This window comes from Phyllobacterium zundukense, assembly GCF_025452195.1.
In the GTDB taxonomy this organism is placed as follows: domain Bacteria; phylum Pseudomonadota; class Alphaproteobacteria; order Rhizobiales; family Rhizobiaceae; genus Phyllobacterium; species Phyllobacterium zundukense_A.
The window spans coordinates 283,769-303,025 of the sequence record NZ_CP104972.1 but is presented as its reverse complement, the minus strand read 5'-3'; the positions used below and the strand labels follow the sequence as shown (position 1 = coordinate 303,025).

Sequence of the window (19,257 nt, the reverse complement as noted above, 5' to 3'; positions counted from 1 at the left end):
TTCCGAGAATCACTGTCAAGCACTAAGCGTCGTTTCGGCGAGCAGATTTCTTTTGCCTGATTGAAGGTGAAAGCTATGAACAGGGAAATGACAACGACGCCCTTCGGGCGGCGGCCGATGTCGCATGCCATGCTGGAAGCACAGGCTGCGGCGCGCGATTGTCCGGCCATGCAAGTCGCCGACAAGTGGAAATTGTTCCGTACGATCACCGAGGCGCGTCCGGCCCTCGGTGTATCTGATCGGTCGCTGGCCGTGCTGCATGCGCTGCTGAGCTTCCATAAGCCGGCGGAACTCGACAGCGAAGGCAATCTCGTCGTTTTCCCCTCCAACCGCGAACTTTCGATGCGCGCCCACGGCATGGCGCCAGTAACATTGCGCCGGCATCTGGCGGCGTTGGTCGAGGCTGGTCTCATCATCCGTCGCGACAGCCCCAACGGTAAGCGTTATGTGCGCCGCGACCAGGAAGGCGGCGTCAAAACGGCTTTCGGCTTCGATCTGTCGCCGCTGGTGGCGCGGGCAGGGGAGATCGAACAATTCGCTGCCGCCATCCGCGCCGAAGATCTGGCAAAACGCCTGCTTCGGGAACGTATCAGCCTGCATCGCCGCGACATCGCCAAGATGATTATCTTTGCCGAAGAGCAGGAACTGGATGGGCCCTGGAGCGCCATCAGCGAGCGTTTTATCCCGCTGGCACGACCACTGTTACGTGGCTTTGACCGCCTGGGGCTCGATGTATTGGCCGCTGCGCTTGATGATTTGCGCCTGGATGTCGAGAAGTTATTGGAAATTCACGCTAATTATAGAAAATCAAACGCCAGTGACGTTCAAAATGAACGGCACATACAGAATCAAAATCCCGACTCTTCATCTGAACTTGAACCCGGCTTTAGAAAAGACCAGGGGGCAAATGCCGAGGCAAGCTGGAACGATGCCAGCGAGCCGGAAAGCACCAAAGAGATCGATGCCGGCGTGACCGACCAGCCGATACATTCCCGCTACAAGCTGCCGCCAAAAGCCTTTCCGCTCGGCTTGATCCTGAAGGCTTGCCCGGACATTGTCGATTACGCCTTGCGAGGCATCGAGAGCTGGCCTGATCTGGTGCAGACGGCCAATCTGGTTCGGGTGACGCTCGGGATAAGCCCTGACGCATGGAACCAGGCCGTCGAAACCTTTGGTGCCAATGAAGCGGCCATTGTCGTCGCCGCCATCTTGCAAAAGGGCGAAGCCATTACCAGCCCAGGCGGTTACCTCCGCTCGCTTACCGACAAAGCTCGCGCCGGTTCGTTCTCCTCGGGTCCCTTGCTGATGGGATTGTTGAAGGCAAACCAGAAGCAGGATGAGGCGAGGGCAGGGTGAAAGGATGGTTAACAAAAGCTTGATTGATTTCTGAGGGTATTGTCACATGACTGAACTGAAGTGACGTCCACCTGCAAGAGCTGTTTCAGGCAGTCGCAATGTCCGATCTAGTCAGTCTCTGGCTTGGGTAGGGACGGGAGTTTGACCCGTTCCTGAATTCATAGCTGACACGCAGCGGCGAGGTGAGAGTGCACGCAACCGGTCAAAGCTGTAAATCGAGAATGGCGAACCTGTCGCATTGCGAATACCGGAACCTGAAAGAGCACTGGTGCTGTTGGCAATCAGATCTGGAGCAGACATCGTGCAACCTTTTGATCTTTTAAGCCGTTATCGCCCTTATGTCCGAGGCCAAACGCAAGGCGGAATCGATCGACGGCGCCAAACAACGCAGTGCCAAAAAATCGCGTCAAGCGAAAGGAGCGACTGTCGAAGCCGCCTCGAAAGCCGCTGAGCAGGGCGCGCCGCCGGATTTCATCGATCCGGTTGCAGAACTGACGCCTGAGGAGACCGAGCGCGCGCGCAAGAAATACTTGCTGAGACGTTTTTGGATCAGCGCGCGCGGTTACTGGAGCCGCCGTGGCGATAGGCTGGCTTGGCCGTTGTCGATCGGGCTTTTGATCCTGATATGTATCAATGTCGGCTTCCAGTATGGGATCAATGTCTGGAATCGCGCAATTTTCGATGCCCTTGAGCAACGCGATGCCAGCACCGTCTATTTCCTCAGTGCCGTTTTCGTGCCGCTCGTTCTTGGAAGCGGCAGCCTTGTCGTTGCACAAGTCTTCCTTCGGATGACGATTCAGCGCCGCTGGCGCTCCTGGCTGACGACCGCCGTCATTGCGCGATGGCTGGCAAACGGCCGTTACTATCAGTTGAACCTTGTCGGCGGCGACCACGAGAATCCCGAAGCCCGCATCACGGAGGATTTGCGAATTGCCACCGAATCGCCCGTCGATTTCATCGCAGGTGTCATCTCCGCATTTCTGGCGGCCTCGACCTTCATCGTCGTGCTCTGGACTATCGGCGGGGCCCTGACCCTGACGATCGCAGGTTCGACTATTACTGTACCCGGTTTCCTCGTTATCACTGCGGTGCTGTATGCCGGGATCACGTCGACCTCGATGGCGGTCATTGGCCGCCATTTCGTCCGCCTCTCCGAGGAAAAGAATCAAGCGGAAGCCGAACTCCGCTACGTGCTGACGCGCGTGCGGGAAAATGGCGAGAGTATTGCATTGCTCGGCGGCGAGGAGGAGGAACGCAGCGGCATCGACAAAACGTTCGGCAATGTGCTCAGACGATGGGCGCTTCTTACCGGCCAGCACATGCGGACAGCCTTGGTATCGCAGGGGTCGAGCTTGTTTGCGCCGGTCGTGCCGGTTTTGCTTTGCGCTCCGAAATTTCTCGAAGGTGGCATGACACTTGGGCAGGTAATGCAGGCTGCCTCTGCCTTTGCTATCGTGCAGGGCGCGTTCGGATGGCTGGTCGACAACTACCCCCGTCTTGCCGATTGGAACGCCTGTGCTCGGCGCATCGCCTCGCTGATGATGTCGCTTGATGGCCTCGAGCGCGCGGAACGGAGCGACGCCTTCGGACGTATCAAGCGCGGCGAGACTGAAGGCGATGCGGTGCTTAGCTTGAACAATCTTTCCGTGTCGCTTGACGATGGCACTGCCGTGGTCAAGGAAACCGAGGTCGTGATCGAACCAGGCGAGCGGGTTTTAGTGGCCGGCGAATCCGGCTCAGGCAAGAGCACGTTGGTGCGGGCCGTCGCAGGTCTATGGCCGTGGGGGGACGGCACTGTCAATTTCCACGCCGGCAGGCGAATGTTCATGTTGCCGCAACGGCCCTATATCCCCTCCGGGACGCTGCGCCGTGCGGTCGCCTATCCCGCCGCCGCCGATAACTGGACGTTGGAGAAAATCAACGCGGCACTCGACAAGGTGGGACTCGATTACCTGAACAGCAAGATCGAGGAGGAAGCACCATGGGACCAGACCCTGTCCGGGGGCGAAAAGCAGCGGCTGGCGTTCGCCCGCCTGCTGCTACACACGCCCGACATCATCGTGCTGGATGAAGCAACCTCAGCACTGGATGAGAAGAGTCAGGACAAGATGATGGAGATGCTCATCCACGAAATGCCCAATGTCACCATCATAAGCGTGGCGCATCGAGCCGAGCTCGAAGCTTTCCATAGCCGTAAGATCATATTGGAGCGGCGTGAGGGTGGCGCAAAACTTGTCAGCGATATCGATCTCGGCCAGCGCAAGCGCAGGCGAAACTTGCTTGCGCGCCTTTTAAAGCAGCAAAGAAAGGTTCCCGGGCGACACAATTCATCCATTCGGAGTTGACAGCCCAATGACCGCTTTGGAGTGCCACAAGCCGAGAAGATCTCGACGCCGGCTTTGCCACTCATAGCGGGGTCGCCGAAGGTTGCGCAGGCGACGTGGTGACAACACAGCTTCGGACAATTTGTGTTCGAAGAACCTCCGCTTTCCGCTACGTTTTGCTCATGGCGATGGTGGCGTAGAGAGGCAGATGATCCGAAGCCATGCGTGCGGTGCGTCCGCTGACAACGCCGACGTCGGTTACCTGCATCGATCTTTCAACAAAGATGTGATCGATCCGGACAAGAGGAAGCCGCGAAGGAAACGTTTTTCGCGGGCGGCCGGTTCCGCCGGCCCACACGTCTGCGAATTGGTTGGAAATCTGTCTGTATGCCAACGATGACCTGCCGGCATTGAAATCGCCCAGCAAGATCTTCGGCGATCGGCAATCGGCGTGTCCGAGCCAGCCCGGTCCAAGCAGAGCCGCAACCTGGGCTGAGCGGTCGCGCCTCGACAGACCCAAATGGGTATTTATAATGTTGACAATGTTTCCCCGGTAGTTCGCTTCGACCCACAATGCTCCACGACGTTCTCCGAAAGAGGGCAGGGGACCAGCCTTGATCAGCCGCATGTCGAGCGAGGTCAAAATAGCATCGCCATATTGCTCCTCAGCGACTTGGATTGCCGGATGGAAGAACAGTCTCATACTCAATTGGGTTGCAATGGCATGCGCCTGATCCACCGAGCCTGTACGCTTGCGGCCCACATCGAGCTCCTGTAGCGCGACAACGTCCGGATCGCACGCGGCAATGACCTCGGCGATACGCCCCGGAGATGGTTGACCGTCGCTGCCGACACAGCTGTGCACATTGTAGGTCAGGATCTTGATAGCAATCTCCTCGCAGTGTCGATGCAAGAGGAACTTTCCGAAGCCTACCTTCGTTCCCTTCAACATGCCATCGCACCGGCCGTACCCCGGAGACAAAGCAATGCTCGGCAGAAAAGCAGGACTGAATTTCCTGGTCGCTACAGCGGCCGCTTTTTTCTGCTGGCTGCTCTACCGAAATATCAGCCGCTACAGTCCGGCAGAGGTCGTGGCATCGATTGGCGCGATCCCCCTTGACCATCTTGTTCTATCCATTGTCTTTGCTGCAGCCAGCTATGGTTGCCTGACGGGTTTCGATGCCTTTGGGCTCATCTATGCGGGCAAACCTCTGGCGTACCGCAAAGCCGCGCTGACGTCCTTTGTCAGCCTTTCAATCGGCCACAATATCGGCTTGTCGGCTTTGAGCAGTGGCGCCATTCGCTATCGCTTCTACTCGCGATGGGGACTAACAGCCGAGGATGTGACCAAGGTTGTGCTTTTCTCGGGGTTGACCGTCGCCGTCGGCCTGTTATCGCTGTGCGGATGGGCGATGCTTTTGAGTTCGAGCTCCGCTGCAGTCATCGGTCTTGAGCAACGGGCTGCGTTTTTGGTCGGCATGGTATTTCTTGCAGCCCTTGCGCTCTATCTGATCCTCTGTTGGCGGATCCGGCGGCTTCTGACCGTCCGCAAGTGGAAATTCAATTTGCCACCGCTGCGATTGGCGGTTGCGCAACTGGCCCTTGGCACGATCAACTTCGCTTGCATCGCGGCGAGCCTTCAGCAGTTGTTATTGGCCTATCAGGATGTCCATTATTGGGAGGTCTCCGCAGCGTACGCGATAGCGAATGCAACGGCCATCGCGACACACGTTCCGGGTGGTCTCGGAGTCCTGGAAGCCACCACGCAGTTTCTGTTGCCGCAGGCTGCCACCATCGGTGCCGTCATAGCCTTCAGATGCGTCTATTTCTTGCTGCCACTACCCCTCGGGCTGCTGCTGCTTGCCATATCGGAACGGGTGCTGGGGAGGGATACGGCCAAGGCCAAATCAGCGTCGGCTCAGCCACACCCTTAAGATTTGCAAGCATTTGCCAAAATATCGTGAGGGTTGCACGGGCTTTTTTGGATCGAACAAGGCAGTCAGGGGAATGGGCTTCTCCGGCCCGGCGTCTGCTTCGAGCACTATAGGCTTCAAGCGGCGGTTGCCGCGGCTATAATTGTCGATTACCTCGACAATGGACCGCTGCTTGTGGATGCGCGATTGCACTTCAACGGGTGTCATACCGAGGTGCTCAGCCAGGAGACGATCACGCAAGCGAGCGACAGCTGCACGCTCCGATGGGGTCGCCGCCTCGATGGCGAGATCGCACTCGGTATCCATGCCGCAAGAGCGATTATTAAGATTGGATGAGCCGATCCGCGCAAACCGGTCGTCGATGATCATAACTTTGGAATGGACGAAGACAGGGGCTTCGTGAGCGCCTTCACTATCAACGACAACCGGGTAAACGACACGTAGTCGGCCATATATGTCGGCTCGTCTGAGCCGGCGAACAAGGCGGTCGCGATTGCCGCCCATGAACAGTCGCTCCAGGCCACCGTGGCATTCTTGGGGAACCACGATGATGATTTCCGGTCCATCAGGCTCACGCAGCCTGCGTTCAATCAAACGACCAATTCGCCGACATGTGAGATACTGGGTCTCTATATAGACCGATCGGCGGGCGGCCTTCAGCGCCGTTTCATTGAGCAGCTCGATTTCGCGACTGCCTTTTCTCCCGAAGGCAGCGGGTGCGGTGCGGGCTATGGCAACGTCAACATTGCGAAGGTCGGGCTTCAGACCGGCCGGCCAACGGTTGCCGTCGACACGTACCGGGGCGATCCTCGTGCCTTTGCAGGTCAGCCAACGCGCGCGCAGGAGATCGGCCAAAGATCTTGCGGCCTGCCCGTCCACGGCAAGCTGCACATCGTGCACCGCGGGGTAAAGCGTGCCATTCAAGTCTTTGCGCCGGCTGTCAATTTCGAAATGATCCGAGGTGTCCCAGCGGTGGACGGTCAGGTCAATACCCCCGGAGAAAGCGATTTTGTCATCGATACATACTATTTTTTGGTGATGACAACCGCGCCATGGATGGTGACGATCATAGCAAAGATTGATACGCGGATGGTCGGCCCAGGGCTCTTTGGGAAATACGCGCATCTGCCGTGCCGAATAGATCGGGCCGTTGGACCAGACCAGGATATGAATATGAAGATCCATCCGCTCGTCGATCAATCGCCGCAGATAGTGGCCGAGCCGCTCAGCACCGGGCCGGTCGGGACGCAGAGCGATCTCTCCGTTAAAGTCCCAGCCGGCGATAAGGATGGAGCGTTGGGCGGTGGCGAAGGCTTCTTCGAGATGTCGGTAGTAGTCAGCGGCATCCACCAGCATCGCGATCCGGCGAGCCGAGACAAGACGCCACGCATTCACACCAACCTTTATGAGCGATTGGTGTCGCGCGACGCGTGTCGGCTTTGACGAAGACTCTTCGGTCTGTATGAATGCCATCTGGTCAGGACACCTTCTTTCTCATTGTTTGCACGCAAAGAAACCAAGCGGCGTACAGCGAAATCAAAACATCGGTCTGGCCAGATGGTTCCCTGTGCAATCAACGGCTTGGCGCGGTGGACTGAGTACGGCGCTTGTTATCGGGTCGCTCTTCGCATTGTCCGAGGGGTGTACGGGCAACCCCGAACAGGGATAGCCGTGATAGTCGGAGATAACGGGTTGCGCGCGTCAACAGTCTGCCCCATGCATCGTCGGTCAGACATGCGGATGCTGATCTTTCGACCAGGTCATCAAGTCGATGACATTGACGACACCTGTTCATAGTGCGGGCAGGGCCTGGCGCAAGAGGTCGACTGTCGCAAGTGGTTGCATGAATTATAATTCACATATTGAATTATATTGACATTGATTTGCTTTTGGGCTTGATTGCTCCGGGCAGCATTCGAGGAGGATTGCTGGTCTTCACAACGAATTGTGGCCGCCTGCGCGGCACCACGAAACCAATGGGAGGGGCTTCGGCCTCGAGGAGGACACTTGCGCACTTTTTTAAGCACAACGGCCATGGCAGTCCTGGTCATGGCGTATTCCGCAGCCCCTGCTAAAGCTGCCGAAGAATCGCCGTTTCGCTGCGAACCGGGCGAAAAATACGTCATGAACGTCATGGTTTCTGGCGTTGAATACTGGTTCCCCGTCTATGAAATGTTCAAGCAGGCGGGCAAGCAGCTCGGTTGCGAAACGGCCTATACCGGAACACCGGAATATGACGTCAACAAGCAGATCGCCAGTTTCGACCAGGCGCTTGCGCAGAATCCCGCTGGCATTCTCGTTCACCCGATGAACTCGGATCCATTCATTGAGCCGATCAACCGGGCGATCGGCCAGGGTACGGCGGTCGTGACATTCGCGGCGGATTCGCCGCTTTCCAAGCGGATTTCCTTCATTACGTCCGACAACATACGCGAGGGCACCTATGCTGCCGATGCCATTGCCGAGAAGCTCGGAGGCAAGGGCGAATATGCCGTCCTCGAGAATCCCGGGCAGGACAATCACGACAAGCGCGTCACGGCTTTCATCGAGCGTATGAAGGCAAAGTGGCCCGACATGAAACTCGTCGGCAGAGCAGCCTCGAACCAGGATCCGACCAAGGCCTATCAGGGCCTGATGAGTATCATCCAGGCCAATCCCAATCTCGCGGCCGTCTTCATGCCGGAGGCGAATTCGGCCATCGGCGCCGCCCAGGCCAACAAGGAAAGCGGCGGCAAGATTCTCGTCATGTGTGCGGACGTCAACGCCAACATCCTTGACATGATCAAGGCAGGTGAAGTCTTCGGCTCGATCAACCCCAATCAGGGCATGCAGGGCTACATGGGCTTCATGCTGCTCTGGCTGGCCAAGCACCCGGAACTGATCGATCCCATGAACGATGCCAAGCGTGCAGGGCTCAATCCGATGAGCATCCCCTTCGTGGACAACGGGCTTTCCATTGTCACGGCCGAGAATGCCGACGATTTCTTCTGGGACAAATACCTCAAGCGCCGCGGCACCAAGGGTATCGAGGAATAGGCATTGCAACCGGCTATCCGGGCGGCAAGTCCGGGTAGCCATCCTTGCGAAACCAGTTGCCATCCTTGCGAAGAGTGCGTCATGCGAAATCCGGTTCTCAATATCCGCAACGTCACAAAACATTTCGGTGCGGTGAAAGCCCTGACAGGTGTCAATTTCAGCCTGGAGCAGGGCGAGATTCATGCGCTCTGCGGCGAAAACGGCGCGGGAAAGTCGACGCTCATGAACATCATCGCCGGCGTGCTGCAGCCGGATGATGGAGAGATTGTCCTCGACGGCAACCCGGTCAAGATCGCATCGCCTTCGGTTGCGCAGGCGCTTGGTCTCGGACTGGTCCACCAGGAGATCGCGCTTTGCCCGGACGCCAGCGTTGCGGAAAACATCTTCATGGCAACCACCAGCCGGCAGCGCTCGCTGCTGATGAACTACCGCAAGCTGGAACGCGAGGCACAAGACGTCATGAACCGCCTCGCGCCAATCGACGTTCGCCGCAAGGTCGGTGATCTGCCGATCTCCAGCCAGCAGCTCGTGGAGATCGCCAAGGCCCTGACGCTCGATTGCCGTGTCCTCATCTTCGATGAGCCGACCGCCGCGCTGACAGAAGCGGAAACACGCATACTTTTCGAGATCATCCGCGGTCTGAAGGCCAACGGCATATCGATCATTTATATCAGCCACCGCATGGCCGAAATATTCGATCTTTGCGACCGGGTGACCGTTCTGCGTGACGGCCGCTATGTGGCGACCGGGTCCGTCGCCGATCTGACCCCTGATGACGTGGTCCGGCTCATGGTCGGGCGCGAGATCACACAACTCTATCCACCCAAGCAGCCAGCCGGGGAGCGATCGCACGAGGTGGTCCTTTCGGTTCGCGCTCTGGGCGACGGCCAGCGCTTTCGGGGTGTAAACATCGATTTGATGAACGGTGAAATCCTTGGCATCGGTGGTCTCATTGGCTCCGGCCGCACGGAAATTGCCGAAGGTATCTGCGGGTTGCGCGCCATTACGAGCGGCGAAATCCTGCTCCATGGCAAGCCGCAGGCGATAAGAAACTATGCGGACGCGGTGAGGGCCGGCCTCGTATATCTGTCGGAAGATCGAAAGGGCTCCGGTGTATTCCTGGACCTTTCGATTGCCCGGAACATCTCGGTTCTTGACCTCGACGCGCTGACCGGGCGCCTCGGGCTGATTGACGCCGGGGCAGAAGCAGCGCTCGCCAGCGACTTTGCCAGGAAACTGAACATCCGAATGGGCAGCGTCGATGCGCCGGTGTCCTCGCTCAGCGGCGGTAACCAGCAGAAGGTTGCAATTGCCAAACAGCTCGCCGTCCAGCCCAAGGTGATAGTGATGGACGAACCGACGCGTGGCATAGACGTCGGCGCAAAGTCGGAAATCCACTTGCTGCTGCGGGAACTTGCCATATCGGGAATTGGCATCATCGTCATTTCTTCCGAACTCCCGGAGCTGCTCGGTCTGTGTGACCGGGTGATTGTCATCCGCGAAGGCACGGTGGTTGGTGAACTGGATGCGGGCGCGATGAGCGAAGAAGCGGTTATCCGCCTCGCCTCTGGCGTCAATGCGCAAAATGCACAAAACCGGCGGGCATCAGAACATGCCGCCTGAGAAAACTATGGGAGAAAAGCAAATGCTGGCTGAGACGATGGCGACAAAGGCCTCGCGGGCCCCGTCCTGGAAAAGACTGGGTTCGATGCGGGAGGCAGGGTTGATCGCAATCATTCTGGCTCTTTGCATAGCCATGAGCTTTGCATCGCCGCATTTTCTCACACTCGGAAACTTCCGCGCGATGCTGATGAGCTTTTCCGTGGAAGGCATCGTCGTCGTCGGGATGACGATCCTGCTTATTGTCGGCGGCATCGACCTTGCCGTCGGTTCCGTCGTTTGTTTCGCAATGGTCCTGTCGGGCTCGCTGTTCCTGGCGGGGCTCGATCCATGGAGCGCTTCGCTCATTGGTATTCTCGCAAGCGCTTTGATTGGCGCCGTCATGGGCTTTTTCGTCACCGTGGTCGGGCTCAACCATTTCATCACGTCGCTCGCCGGCATGGTCATCGTGCGCGGCCTTTGCCTGATCATCACCAAGGGAACGCCGCTCTCGCTCTTCACGCTGCCTCCCGCGTTCAAGGCAGTCGGGCAGGGCAGTTTCCACGGTCTGCCCTATGTCATCATCATCTTCGTCGCCGTTGTCGTGCTGTTCGATTTTTTGCTCAGGCGAGCCACGGCGCTGCGCAAGGTGTTCTACACCGGCAGCAACGAGAAAGCCGCGCTCTATTCCGGTATCAGGACAAATCATGTGAAATTCTGGGTAACCGTACTCTGCTCGACGCTCGCGGGTTTTGCCGGCGTGATCTACATGTCGCGCTTTGGTGCTGCTACGCCCACATTCGGCGTCGGCATGGAACTCAACATTATCGCCGCTGCTGTCATTGGCGGCGCATCGCTCAACGGTGGCTCGGGGACGATACTTGGTGCCATTCTTGGGATAGCATTGCTGTCGGTGGTGACCAGTTCGCTGGTCCTGCTCAATGTATCAGTCTACTGGCAGGACATGATAAAGGGGTGCATTCTGCTTGGTGCCGTCTCAATCGATCATTTTCTGCACAAGCGGAAGGCTTCCTGACATGACGATCGTCAGACTAAATCCCAAACCGTCCTCGGCACCCCGCGAAGAAATCGTTATCGCGCGGCAAATGCATCAGGCACTGGTGCTGCATTTCCTGGAGGGGCTCACCCAGGCGCAGATTGCGGACCAGCTCGGCGTTTCGCAACCGACGGTGAACCGCCTGATCAAGCGTGGCCGGCAGCTTGGTTTGGTGGAAATCAAGATCAAATCCCCGGTCGAGCCATTGATTGATCTGGAAGAGAGGTTGCTGGCGCTCGGCGGGATCAACCGGGCTGTTGTCGTGCCGACGGTTTCGGGCAATCCGCAGACCGCGCTGCAGGCCGTGGGCGAGGCTGCGGCGCGCCTGCTCCTTGATGAGATCGCCGATGGTGACACCATTTGCATCACCGGCGGCAAGGGCGTCAGTGCCGTCGTGGCCGGCCTGCGCGCACCACGTGCATTCAACGTCGAAGTTGTACCGGCTACGGGATGCGTCCAGGGCAAGCATTATACCGACGTGAACCATGTCTCGACATCCATGGCGGACAAGCTCGGTGGTCGCGCCTACCAGATCCACGCGCCGCTCTTTGCCGACAGCGCTGCAGAACGCGCGATGCTGATCAACATGCGCTCGGTGGCCGATGTATTCAAACGGGCGCGAGAGGCGAAGGTGGCACTTGTCGGCATCGGCTCGATCCTGACCGACGATTCAAGCTATTACGACCTGCATCCATCCTCCAGTACCGACAGGCAGTCGATAGAGCAGTCAGGCGCGAATTGTGAACTCCTGGCACATCTGCTCGACGACCGGGGCCAGGTCTGCGCCTACAGCCTCAATGATTGCCTCGTCTCCCTGACCTTGCGGGAGTTCGCCTCGATCCCAAGCAAGATCGGTGTTGCGAGCGGACCCAACAAGGCACGGCCGATTCTCAGCATCATGCGTGGCAACCATCTCGATACGCTGGTCACAGATGAAGCGACTGGACAGCGTATTCTGGATATTGCGGCGGCCGAAGGAGCCTTGGCATGAGTGGTGATCAATTGATGCGTTCGATAGGCAGGTCAGGTGTGCAAGCCTCTGCGGTCGGGCTCGGGACATGGGCCATCGGTGGCTGGATGTGGGGCGGAAGCGACGAAAAGCAGTCAATCGCCGCCATTCACGCTTCCCTCGACGCAGGCGTTACTCTGATCGATACTGCACCCGCCTACGGGCTGGGACGGTCTGAGGAGATCGTCGGTAGAGCCCTTCAGGGACGGCGGGACAAAGCGGTCATTGCCACAAAATGCGGTCTCGTCTGGCACACGGATAAAGGCCGGCACTTCTTTGACCAGGATGAAAAGCCCGTCCACCGCTATCTTGGACGCGACGCGATTTTCCATGAGGTCGAAACCAGCCTGGCCAGGCTGGGCACGGATTATATCGACCTTTACATCACCCATTGGCAGGACCCCACGACCCCGATCGAGGAAACCGTTCGGGCGCTGGAAGACCTGCGCAGTTCAGGCAAGATCCGCGCAATTGGGGCAAGCAATCTCAGCGCGACCGAACTGGACGCCTACAGTGCCACCGGCGCGCTTGATGCTATCCAGGAAAGGTTCAGCATGATTGACCGCGAGATTGCGCAGGACTTGTTGCCCGTGGCCCGGCAGAACGATGTCTCGACCTTGAGCTATTCCTCGCTCGCGCTGGGCCTGCTCTCGGGAACGGTCGATCCGGACCGCACATTTTCCGGCGATGATCAGCGCAAAGACAATCCGCGTTTTTCCGTCAGCAACAGGTTGAAGGCCCGCGCGTTCGCTGAAGCAATTCAGCCGGTAGCCAGCAGGCACGACGCGAGCGTTGCACAGACAGTGATCGCCTGGACCCTGGCGCAGGAAGGGGTGACGTTCGCGCTTTGCGGCGCGCGCAATCCGCAGCAGGCGCTGGAGAATGCAAAAGCCGGGACGATACGGCTCGGCAAAGAAGACCTTTCGGCCATCGACGCGGCCATCGCAGTGAAACTTGCAGATATGGACAGGTAACGGGCTGCATCATGAATCGTGAAGAGATATTCGACGGGCTTCGCCGGAGTCCGAAGGTGGACGTGTGTGTCGTGGGCGGCGGCATCAACGGTATCAGTGTATTCCGTGAGCTTGCCCTTCAGGGTCTCGACGTATTGCTGGTGGAGAAGAACGACTATTGTTCCGGTGCCAGTTCCGCCTTGTCCCGGATGGTGCATGGCGGCCTGCGTTATCTTGAAAACGGCGAGTTCAATCTGGTGAGGGAATCGCTTGTCGAGCGTGATCGGCTATTGCGAAACGCGCCGCATCTTATCGAGCCCCTGCCAACGATGGTTCCTGTTTTCGATATCTTCTCCGGTCTTGCAAATGGCATGGTTCGCTTCCTTGGCCTCGGCCGCAAACCGAGCCGCCGCGGCGCTATCGCCATCAAGGCAGGGTTGAGCATCTATGACTTTCTGACGCGCAAGCGTGCCCTGATGCCTCGTCATCGATTTCGCGGACGGCGGGGAACACTTGCCAAATGGCCCAAACTCAATCCGGCGATAAAGAGTTCGGCAACCTACTATGATGCATGGGTCAGGCACCCGGAACGTATCGGAATTGAGTTGCTGCAGGACGGACTGTCCGCAGCACCGGACGCACATGCCCTGAATTATGCCGAACTTCAGCACAATCTCACCGGTGGCTTTGTTGTCCGGGACCATGTTGGCGGCACGACGACGGCTATCGAGCCGGCACTCATCATCAATGCGACGGGCGGCTGGATCGACATCGCCAATGCAAGCCTGTTCTCGCCGGAAAACCGGCCGGCGCCACTGATGGGCGGAACCAAGGGCTCACACCTGATTATCGACAATGCCGAACTCGCCAAGGCACTCGATGGTCATATGATCTATTACGAGAATGAGGATGGCCGTGTCTGCATCCTGTTTCCTTATCTCGGCAAGGTGCTGGTCGGCTCCACCGATATCCGTATCGATGATCCGGAAATCGTGGTCTGCACTCCGGAAGAACGGGACTATATCCTGCAATCGCTCGCCTTCGTCTTGCCTGATATCCGGATCCGGCCGGAGGAAATCGTCTATCAGTTCTCCGGTGTCAGGCCGCTTCCCGCCAGCAAGGACAAGTTCACCGGGCGTATCCCGCGCGATCATTTCTGCACCTTCATCGAATCGGACGGCGGTCCTGCGGTCCTATGCATGATTGGCGGCAAATGGACGACGTTCCGCTCCTTTGGAGAGCTCGCTGCCGACATGGCATTGGAACGCCTGCGGAGAACCCGCCATCTGACGACGGCAGACCGTTCCATTGGCGGCGGGCGCAATTTCCCGGCGGACACGGGAGACTGGATAGCGCGCACGTCTTCCGCAACGGGCCTTGCGCCAGCGCGAACGATCGAACTCTTCGAACGATATGGCACCGCCGCGGCATTGATTGCCGGCTTCATCGCCAGCGGACCGGACGAGCCAATGCCGGGCGCCCCCTATTCGACCCGCGAGATGCTGTTCCTCATACGCCATGAATGCGTCGAACATCTCGATGATCTCCTGCTGAGACGAACAACGCTCGCCATCAGCGGACAATTATCGCTCGATATGATGGATGTGGCCCTCGACCTGATCGCCGATGAAAAGCACTGGTCCGCGGCACGCAAGGCCGCCGAACGGTCTTCCTTCCTCGACCTTCTCGCCATATGCCACGGCGTCGACCTGGAAACACTGACAGCGCGCAATAAACAAGGAGTACGATATGCGAAACAACCGCAAGGTCCGGATGAACCGACTGTTCGGCAACGGGCGCTGCCTCGACGTGGCGATCGATCACGGCGTGTGCAATGAACCAACTTTCCTGAATGGCCTTGAGGACATGGAAGGTGTGGTCCGCACGCTGGTTGCTGCGGCTCCGGATGCAATCCAGATGAACTATGGCCAGGCCGATCTTCTCCAGAACGTGGCAGGCAAGGAAAAGCCGGCTCTCGTCATGCGCATCGATATGGGCAACCCCTATAACCCCGTCCGTCATCGCGACATGTGGGCTGTTCTGCAAAATCAGGCCGAGCCGCTGGTCGGTGCTATCGAACTAGACGCGGCCTGCGTGGTGGTGAACCTGTTTATGCTGCCGGACGAGCCTGACCTGTTTCGTCAGTGCGTCGAAAACATCTCGCGTGTGCGTGCCGATTGCGAAAAATATGGCATGCCGTTGATGATAGAGCCGCTCGTCATGCAGCCGGTTACCGAACGCGGAGGCTATATGGTCGACGGCGACGCTGACAAGATCGTCACGCTGACCCGGCTTGCCCGCGAGATGGGCGCGGATATTGTCAAGGCCGATCCTACGACCAATGCGGAGGATTTTCACCGCGTTGTCGAGGCAGCGCGGTGCCCGGTGCTCGTGCGGGGCGGCGGAAAGGAAGATTTGCGCGCCGTCTTCGATAAATCGGCAGCCTTGATGCGGCAGGGCGCTATGGGAATGGTTTACGGCCGCAACATCTACCAGCACTCCAACCCGGGTGCCGTGGTGCGTGGACTCATGGCAATCATCCATGACGATGCCAGTGGCGAGGACGCCTACGCGCGCTATCAGCAAGGCTGAGAACGAAGAGGACCTGAGGAGGGGTTCAAAATGGGAAAATATCTTCTGGGGCTGGATGCCGGCAATACGATCATCAAGGCGGTGATCTTCGACCGGCAGGGCAACGAGATTGCCTCCGTTGCCGAGGAGGGACATAGCAACATGCCCTACCCGGGGCATGTCGAACGGGGGCTTGGTGAACTCTGGACAAACGCGAAGCTGGTCATTCGCACATGTATCGAGCAGGCCGGCATCGAGCCTGGGGAAATCGCGGCAATCGGGTGCGCGGGACATGGCAACGGGCTCTATGCGCTTGACCGGCAGGGGGAGCCGCTGCTCGCCATCCAGTCGCTCGATACAAGGGCAGCCGGTCTTGTCGAGGAATGGCAGGCCGAAGGCGTCGGCGATCGTACATATCCCATCTCTCTGCAGCGCCCCTGGCCTTCCCAGACACCAACATTGCTCGCCTGGATAAAACGGCACCGGCCGGAAACATTCGTCAGGATCGGTACGGTCTTCCTCTGCAAGGACTTTATCGTCAATCGGCTTACCGGCCAGCGCGTCAGCGACGTTTCCGACATGGCCGGTTGCGGGCTCCTGAACGTTTCGCAACGCGACTATGATCGTGACCTGATGGCCGCCTTCGGGCTCGGCGACTGCATGGATATGCTGCCGCCGGTGATCGAAAGTGCTGACATAGCCGGAAGGGTGACGGAAGCGGCGGCGGCAGAAACAGGTCTCTCCGCGGGCACGCCTGTCATTGGCGGGTTCTTCGACGTGGTCGCCTCGGCTATCGGCTCGGGCGTCACACGCACGGGCGCGGCTTCGATCATTGCCGGAACCTGGAGCATAAATCAGGTGATCATCGGCCAGCCCCGGCTGAAGGGGCCGGTCTTCATGTCATCGACCTTCGATCGCGATCGCTATATGGCGATCGAATCCAGCGCTACGTCCGCCGCCAATCTCGAATGGTTCGTGCGCGAATTCTTTCCAGGCGAGCAGCCGGATGGACGCTCGCCCTTCGATGTGTGCTGTGAACTTGCCTCCTCGGTTGAGCCGGCGAGCAATGATCCGATCTATCATCCGTTTCTCTATGGTGCGCAGCAGGATGGCAATGCGCGCGCCGCATTCTATGGAATTGCCGGCTGGCACACCAAGGCGCATTTGATCCGTGCTCTCTTGGAAGGTGTCGCGTTCGGCCATCGCCAGCATATCGAAACCCTGCGCGCCGCAGGCGCCTGCTTCGACGAGGCGGTGCTGTCAGGAGGTGGTTCGCGCAGCCTGCTCTGGCCGCAGATTTTTGCGGATGTGCTGGGTGTACCCGTCACCGTCGCCCGCTCGAGCCAGACCGGTGCCCTTGGCGCGGCGATCGCCGCAGGAACCGCCGTTGGCATGTTTGCTGATTTTGAGGCCGGCGCCAATGCTATGGTTTCAACTGACCGCCATTACAAGCCGGACGCACAGCGCTCGGCGCACTATGACTATCGCTACCGGCTCTACCTCGATATCGCCGAAGCAATGGCGCCGATCTGGCGGCGCATGGCAGGAAGCGCAGCATCCGCAACGGAGGTGGCAGCGTGAACCCGCGTGCCCACGAAGCCGCGCTCGACGAAGGGGTCTACGACTTCATCATCATAGGAGCGGGATCGGCGGGCTGCGTCCTTGCCAACCGGCTGTCCGCCGATCCAAAAAATCGCGTGCTTCTCCTCGAGGCTGGAGGCAGCGACCGCTACCACTGGATTCATGTGCCGATCGGCTATCTCTTCTGCATGGGTAATCCCCGCACAGACTGGATGATGAGGACGCCGGTGGAGCCTGGTCTCAACGGCCGCTCCTTGCCCTATCCCCGCGGCAAGGTTCTCGGCGGATGCTCTTCGATCAACGGAATGATCTACATGCGTGGGCAAGCGGCCGATTACGACAATTGGCGGCAGGCGGGAAATACCGGCTGGGGCTGGGATGACGTTCTGCCATACTTTTTGAAGTCCGAGGACAATTATCGCGGGCGCTCTTCCATGCATGGTGCGGGCGGAGAGTGGCGGGTGGAGCGGCAACGGCTTTCGTGGCCCATTCTCGACGCATTTCGCGATGCCGCGGAAGAACTTGGTATTCGCAAGACCGATGACTTCAACGCTGGCGACAACGAGGGCTCGGGTTATTTCGAGGTGAACCAACGCGGCGGGTTCCGCTGGAATACCACCAAGGCGTTTCTGCGCCCGGCTCTCAAGCGGCGCAACCTTCGTGTTGTCACCGGTGCCGAGGTCGAGCGGCTGGAGTTCGATGGCAAGCGCGCGGTACGTGTTCGTTACGGCCTTCGAGGCAAAGCCCGCGTAGCGGCGGCAGCGGGAGAAATCATTCTTTCGGCAGGAGCAATCAACTCGCCCAAGATTCTCGAACTTTCAGGCGTCGGAGATCCCGGAATTCTGGCGCGTGCAGGCGTCGAATTAAGCCATGAACTGCGCGGCGTCGGGGGAAATCTGCAGGATCATTTGCAGATACGTACCGTGTTCCGCATTGAAGGTGCGAAGACGCTGAACCAGCTCTATCATAATCTTTTTTCAAGAGCCGCCATGGGCCTCGAATATGCTCTCCGGCGCTCCGGTCCCCTGTCAATGGCGCCGAGCCAGCTCGGCATCTTCGCAAGGAGCGATCCGGCGCTGGCGACGGCTGACCTTGAGTACCACATACAGCCGCTCAGCACCGATCGCCTTGGCGAGCCCTTGCATCGCTATCCCGCCGTCACTGTTTCGGTGTGCAATCTGCGTCCGGAAAGCCGGGGCACGGTGCATATTTCGAGGCCGGAGGCGAGCGTTGCAGCGGATATCCGGCCAAATTACCTCTCGACGGTCGGTGACAGGCTGCTCGCCGCTAGGTCCATCCGTCACGCCCGCAACCTCATGGCGGCAAAGGCGGTCATGAGATACCGGCCCGAAGAGATGCTGCCCGGCCGCCAATATCAGAGCGATGATGAACTGATCCGCCGCGCCGGCGACATCGCAACGACGATCTTTCATCCCGTCGGAACGTGCAGGATGGGCAGCGACGATCTCGCCGTCGTTGACGATGCCTTGAAGGTGCACGGACTGGAGCGGTTGCGGATAGTTGATGCTTCGATCATGCCGACGATCGTCTCGGGCAATACAAATTCACCGGTAATCATGATTGCAGAGAAGGCAGCGGACCTCATTCTCAAGGACGTATCTCGGGATAGTCGAAGCGATTGCCTTAAGTTTGCAAGAAATCGGTGAGCGATGTCGGCCGAGTTCGGCCATGCTGACTTCGCGCGCGAGCATAGCCGGTGAAAGGTTCGGCATTTCTCGGGCGGTTGTTCCTGCGTCGTTTCGGCGACGTTATCCGTCAGAAGGAAAGCGCGCGTCCACGCCTCGGCATGACTTGACGCACTGCCTGGAAGATGCGC

The 19,257-nt window shown here is 58.8% G+C and carries 13 protein-coding genes and 1 pseudogene; 12 read left to right on the top strand and 2 right to left on the bottom strand.

Annotated elements, in window-relative coordinates; all coding sequences use genetic code 11:
• Positions 1-75: 75 nt before the first annotated feature.
• Positions 76-1,356: a plasmid replication protein RepC gene (gene repC, locus N8E88_RS08865; RefSeq protein WP_262292197.1), complete on the top strand. Its 1,281-nt coding sequence runs from the start codon at positions 76-78 to the stop codon at positions 1,354-1,356.
• Positions 1,357-1,694: 338 nt separating this feature from the next.
• The gene (locus N8E88_RS08860) at positions 1,695-3,701 is read left to right on the top strand and encodes an ABC transporter ATP-binding protein/permease (RefSeq protein ID WP_262292196.1); all 2,007 of its coding nucleotides are present in this window, start codon (positions 1,695-1,697) and stop codon (positions 3,699-3,701) included.
• Positions 3,702-3,849: 148 nt separating this feature from the next.
• Here N8E88_RS08860 and N8E88_RS08855 read toward each other — a convergent pair whose 3' ends face one another.
• Positions 3,850-4,632 (bottom strand): endonuclease/exonuclease/phosphatase family protein, encoded by a 783-nt coding sequence (locus tag N8E88_RS08855; RefSeq protein WP_262292195.1) that lies wholly within the window; start codon positions 4,630-4,632, stop codon positions 3,850-3,852.
• A 34-nt stretch (positions 4,633-4,666) separates the two neighbouring features.
• Between N8E88_RS08855 and N8E88_RS08850 the strand changes: the two genes are divergently transcribed.
• Positions 4,667-5,614: a putative bifunctional lysylphosphatidylglycerol flippase/synthetase gene (locus N8E88_RS08850; RefSeq protein ID WP_262292194.1), complete on the top strand. Its 948-nt coding sequence runs from the start codon at positions 4,667-4,669 to the stop codon at positions 5,612-5,614.
• On the opposite strand, the gene N8E88_RS08845 is transcribed toward N8E88_RS08850, so the two are convergent.
• Positions 5,588-7,087, bottom strand: a complete 1,500-nt coding sequence (locus N8E88_RS08845; RefSeq protein WP_262292193.1) for a phospholipase D-like domain-containing protein — start codon at positions 7,085-7,087, stop codon at positions 5,588-5,590. The two genes, N8E88_RS08850 and N8E88_RS08845, sit on opposite strands and share 27 nt — an antisense overlap.
• Positions 7,088-7,621: 534 nt before the next feature.
• On the opposite strand from N8E88_RS08845, the gene N8E88_RS08840 reads away from it, so the two are divergent.
• The 9 genes and pseudogenes from N8E88_RS08840 (at position 7,622) to N8E88_RS08800 (ending at position 19,087) form a co-directional block, all read left to right on the top strand.
• A complete protein-coding gene (locus tag N8E88_RS08840) occupies positions 7,622-8,650 on the top strand; it encodes a substrate-binding domain-containing protein (RefSeq protein ID WP_262292192.1) in 1,029 nt (342 codons plus the stop codon).
• A gap of 81 nt (positions 8,651-8,731) precedes the next feature.
• The gene (locus N8E88_RS08835; RefSeq protein ID WP_262292191.1) at positions 8,732-10,273 is read left to right on the top strand and encodes a sugar ABC transporter ATP-binding protein; all 1,542 of its coding nucleotides are present in this window, start codon (positions 8,732-8,734) and stop codon (positions 10,271-10,273) included.
• A 22-nt stretch (positions 10,274-10,295) separates the two neighbouring features.
• Positions 10,296-11,285 carry an ABC transporter permease gene (locus N8E88_RS08830; RefSeq protein WP_262292190.1) on the top strand — a complete coding sequence of 330 codons (990 nt, stop codon included), beginning with the start codon at positions 10,296-10,298 and terminating at the stop codon, positions 11,283-11,285.
• Position 11,286: 1 nt separating this feature from the next.
• Complete coding sequence (locus N8E88_RS08825) at positions 11,287-12,297, top strand: sugar-binding transcriptional regulator (protein ID WP_262292189.1); 1,011 nt, start codon at positions 11,287-11,289, stop codon at positions 12,295-12,297.
• Complete coding sequence (locus tag N8E88_RS08820; protein ID WP_262292188.1) at positions 12,294-13,289, top strand: aldo/keto reductase; 996 nt, start codon at positions 12,294-12,296, stop codon at positions 13,287-13,289. Before N8E88_RS08825 ends, N8E88_RS08820 begins: the two co-directional genes overlap by 4 nt.
• An 11-nt stretch (positions 13,290-13,300) precedes the next feature.
• Positions 13,301-15,045: pseudogene (locus tag N8E88_RS08815) on the top strand (FAD-dependent oxidoreductase).
• Complete coding sequence (locus N8E88_RS08810; RefSeq protein WP_262292187.1) at positions 15,018-15,860, top strand: class I fructose-bisphosphate aldolase; 843 nt, start codon at positions 15,018-15,020, stop codon at positions 15,858-15,860. The pseudogene N8E88_RS08815 and the gene N8E88_RS08810 overlap by 28 nt, the downstream one beginning before the upstream one ends.
• Before the next feature lie 30 nt (positions 15,861-15,890).
• Positions 15,891-17,420 (top strand): FGGY-family carbohydrate kinase, encoded by a 1,530-nt coding sequence (locus tag N8E88_RS08805; RefSeq protein WP_262292186.1) that lies wholly within the window; start codon positions 15,891-15,893, stop codon positions 17,418-17,420.
• Positions 17,417-19,087 (top strand): GMC family oxidoreductase, encoded by a 1,671-nt coding sequence (locus N8E88_RS08800; protein WP_262292185.1) that lies wholly within the window; start codon positions 17,417-17,419, stop codon positions 19,085-19,087. The genes N8E88_RS08805 and N8E88_RS08800 overlap by 4 nt, the downstream gene beginning before the upstream one ends.
• The last annotated feature ends 170 nt before the right edge of the window (positions 19,088-19,257 follow it).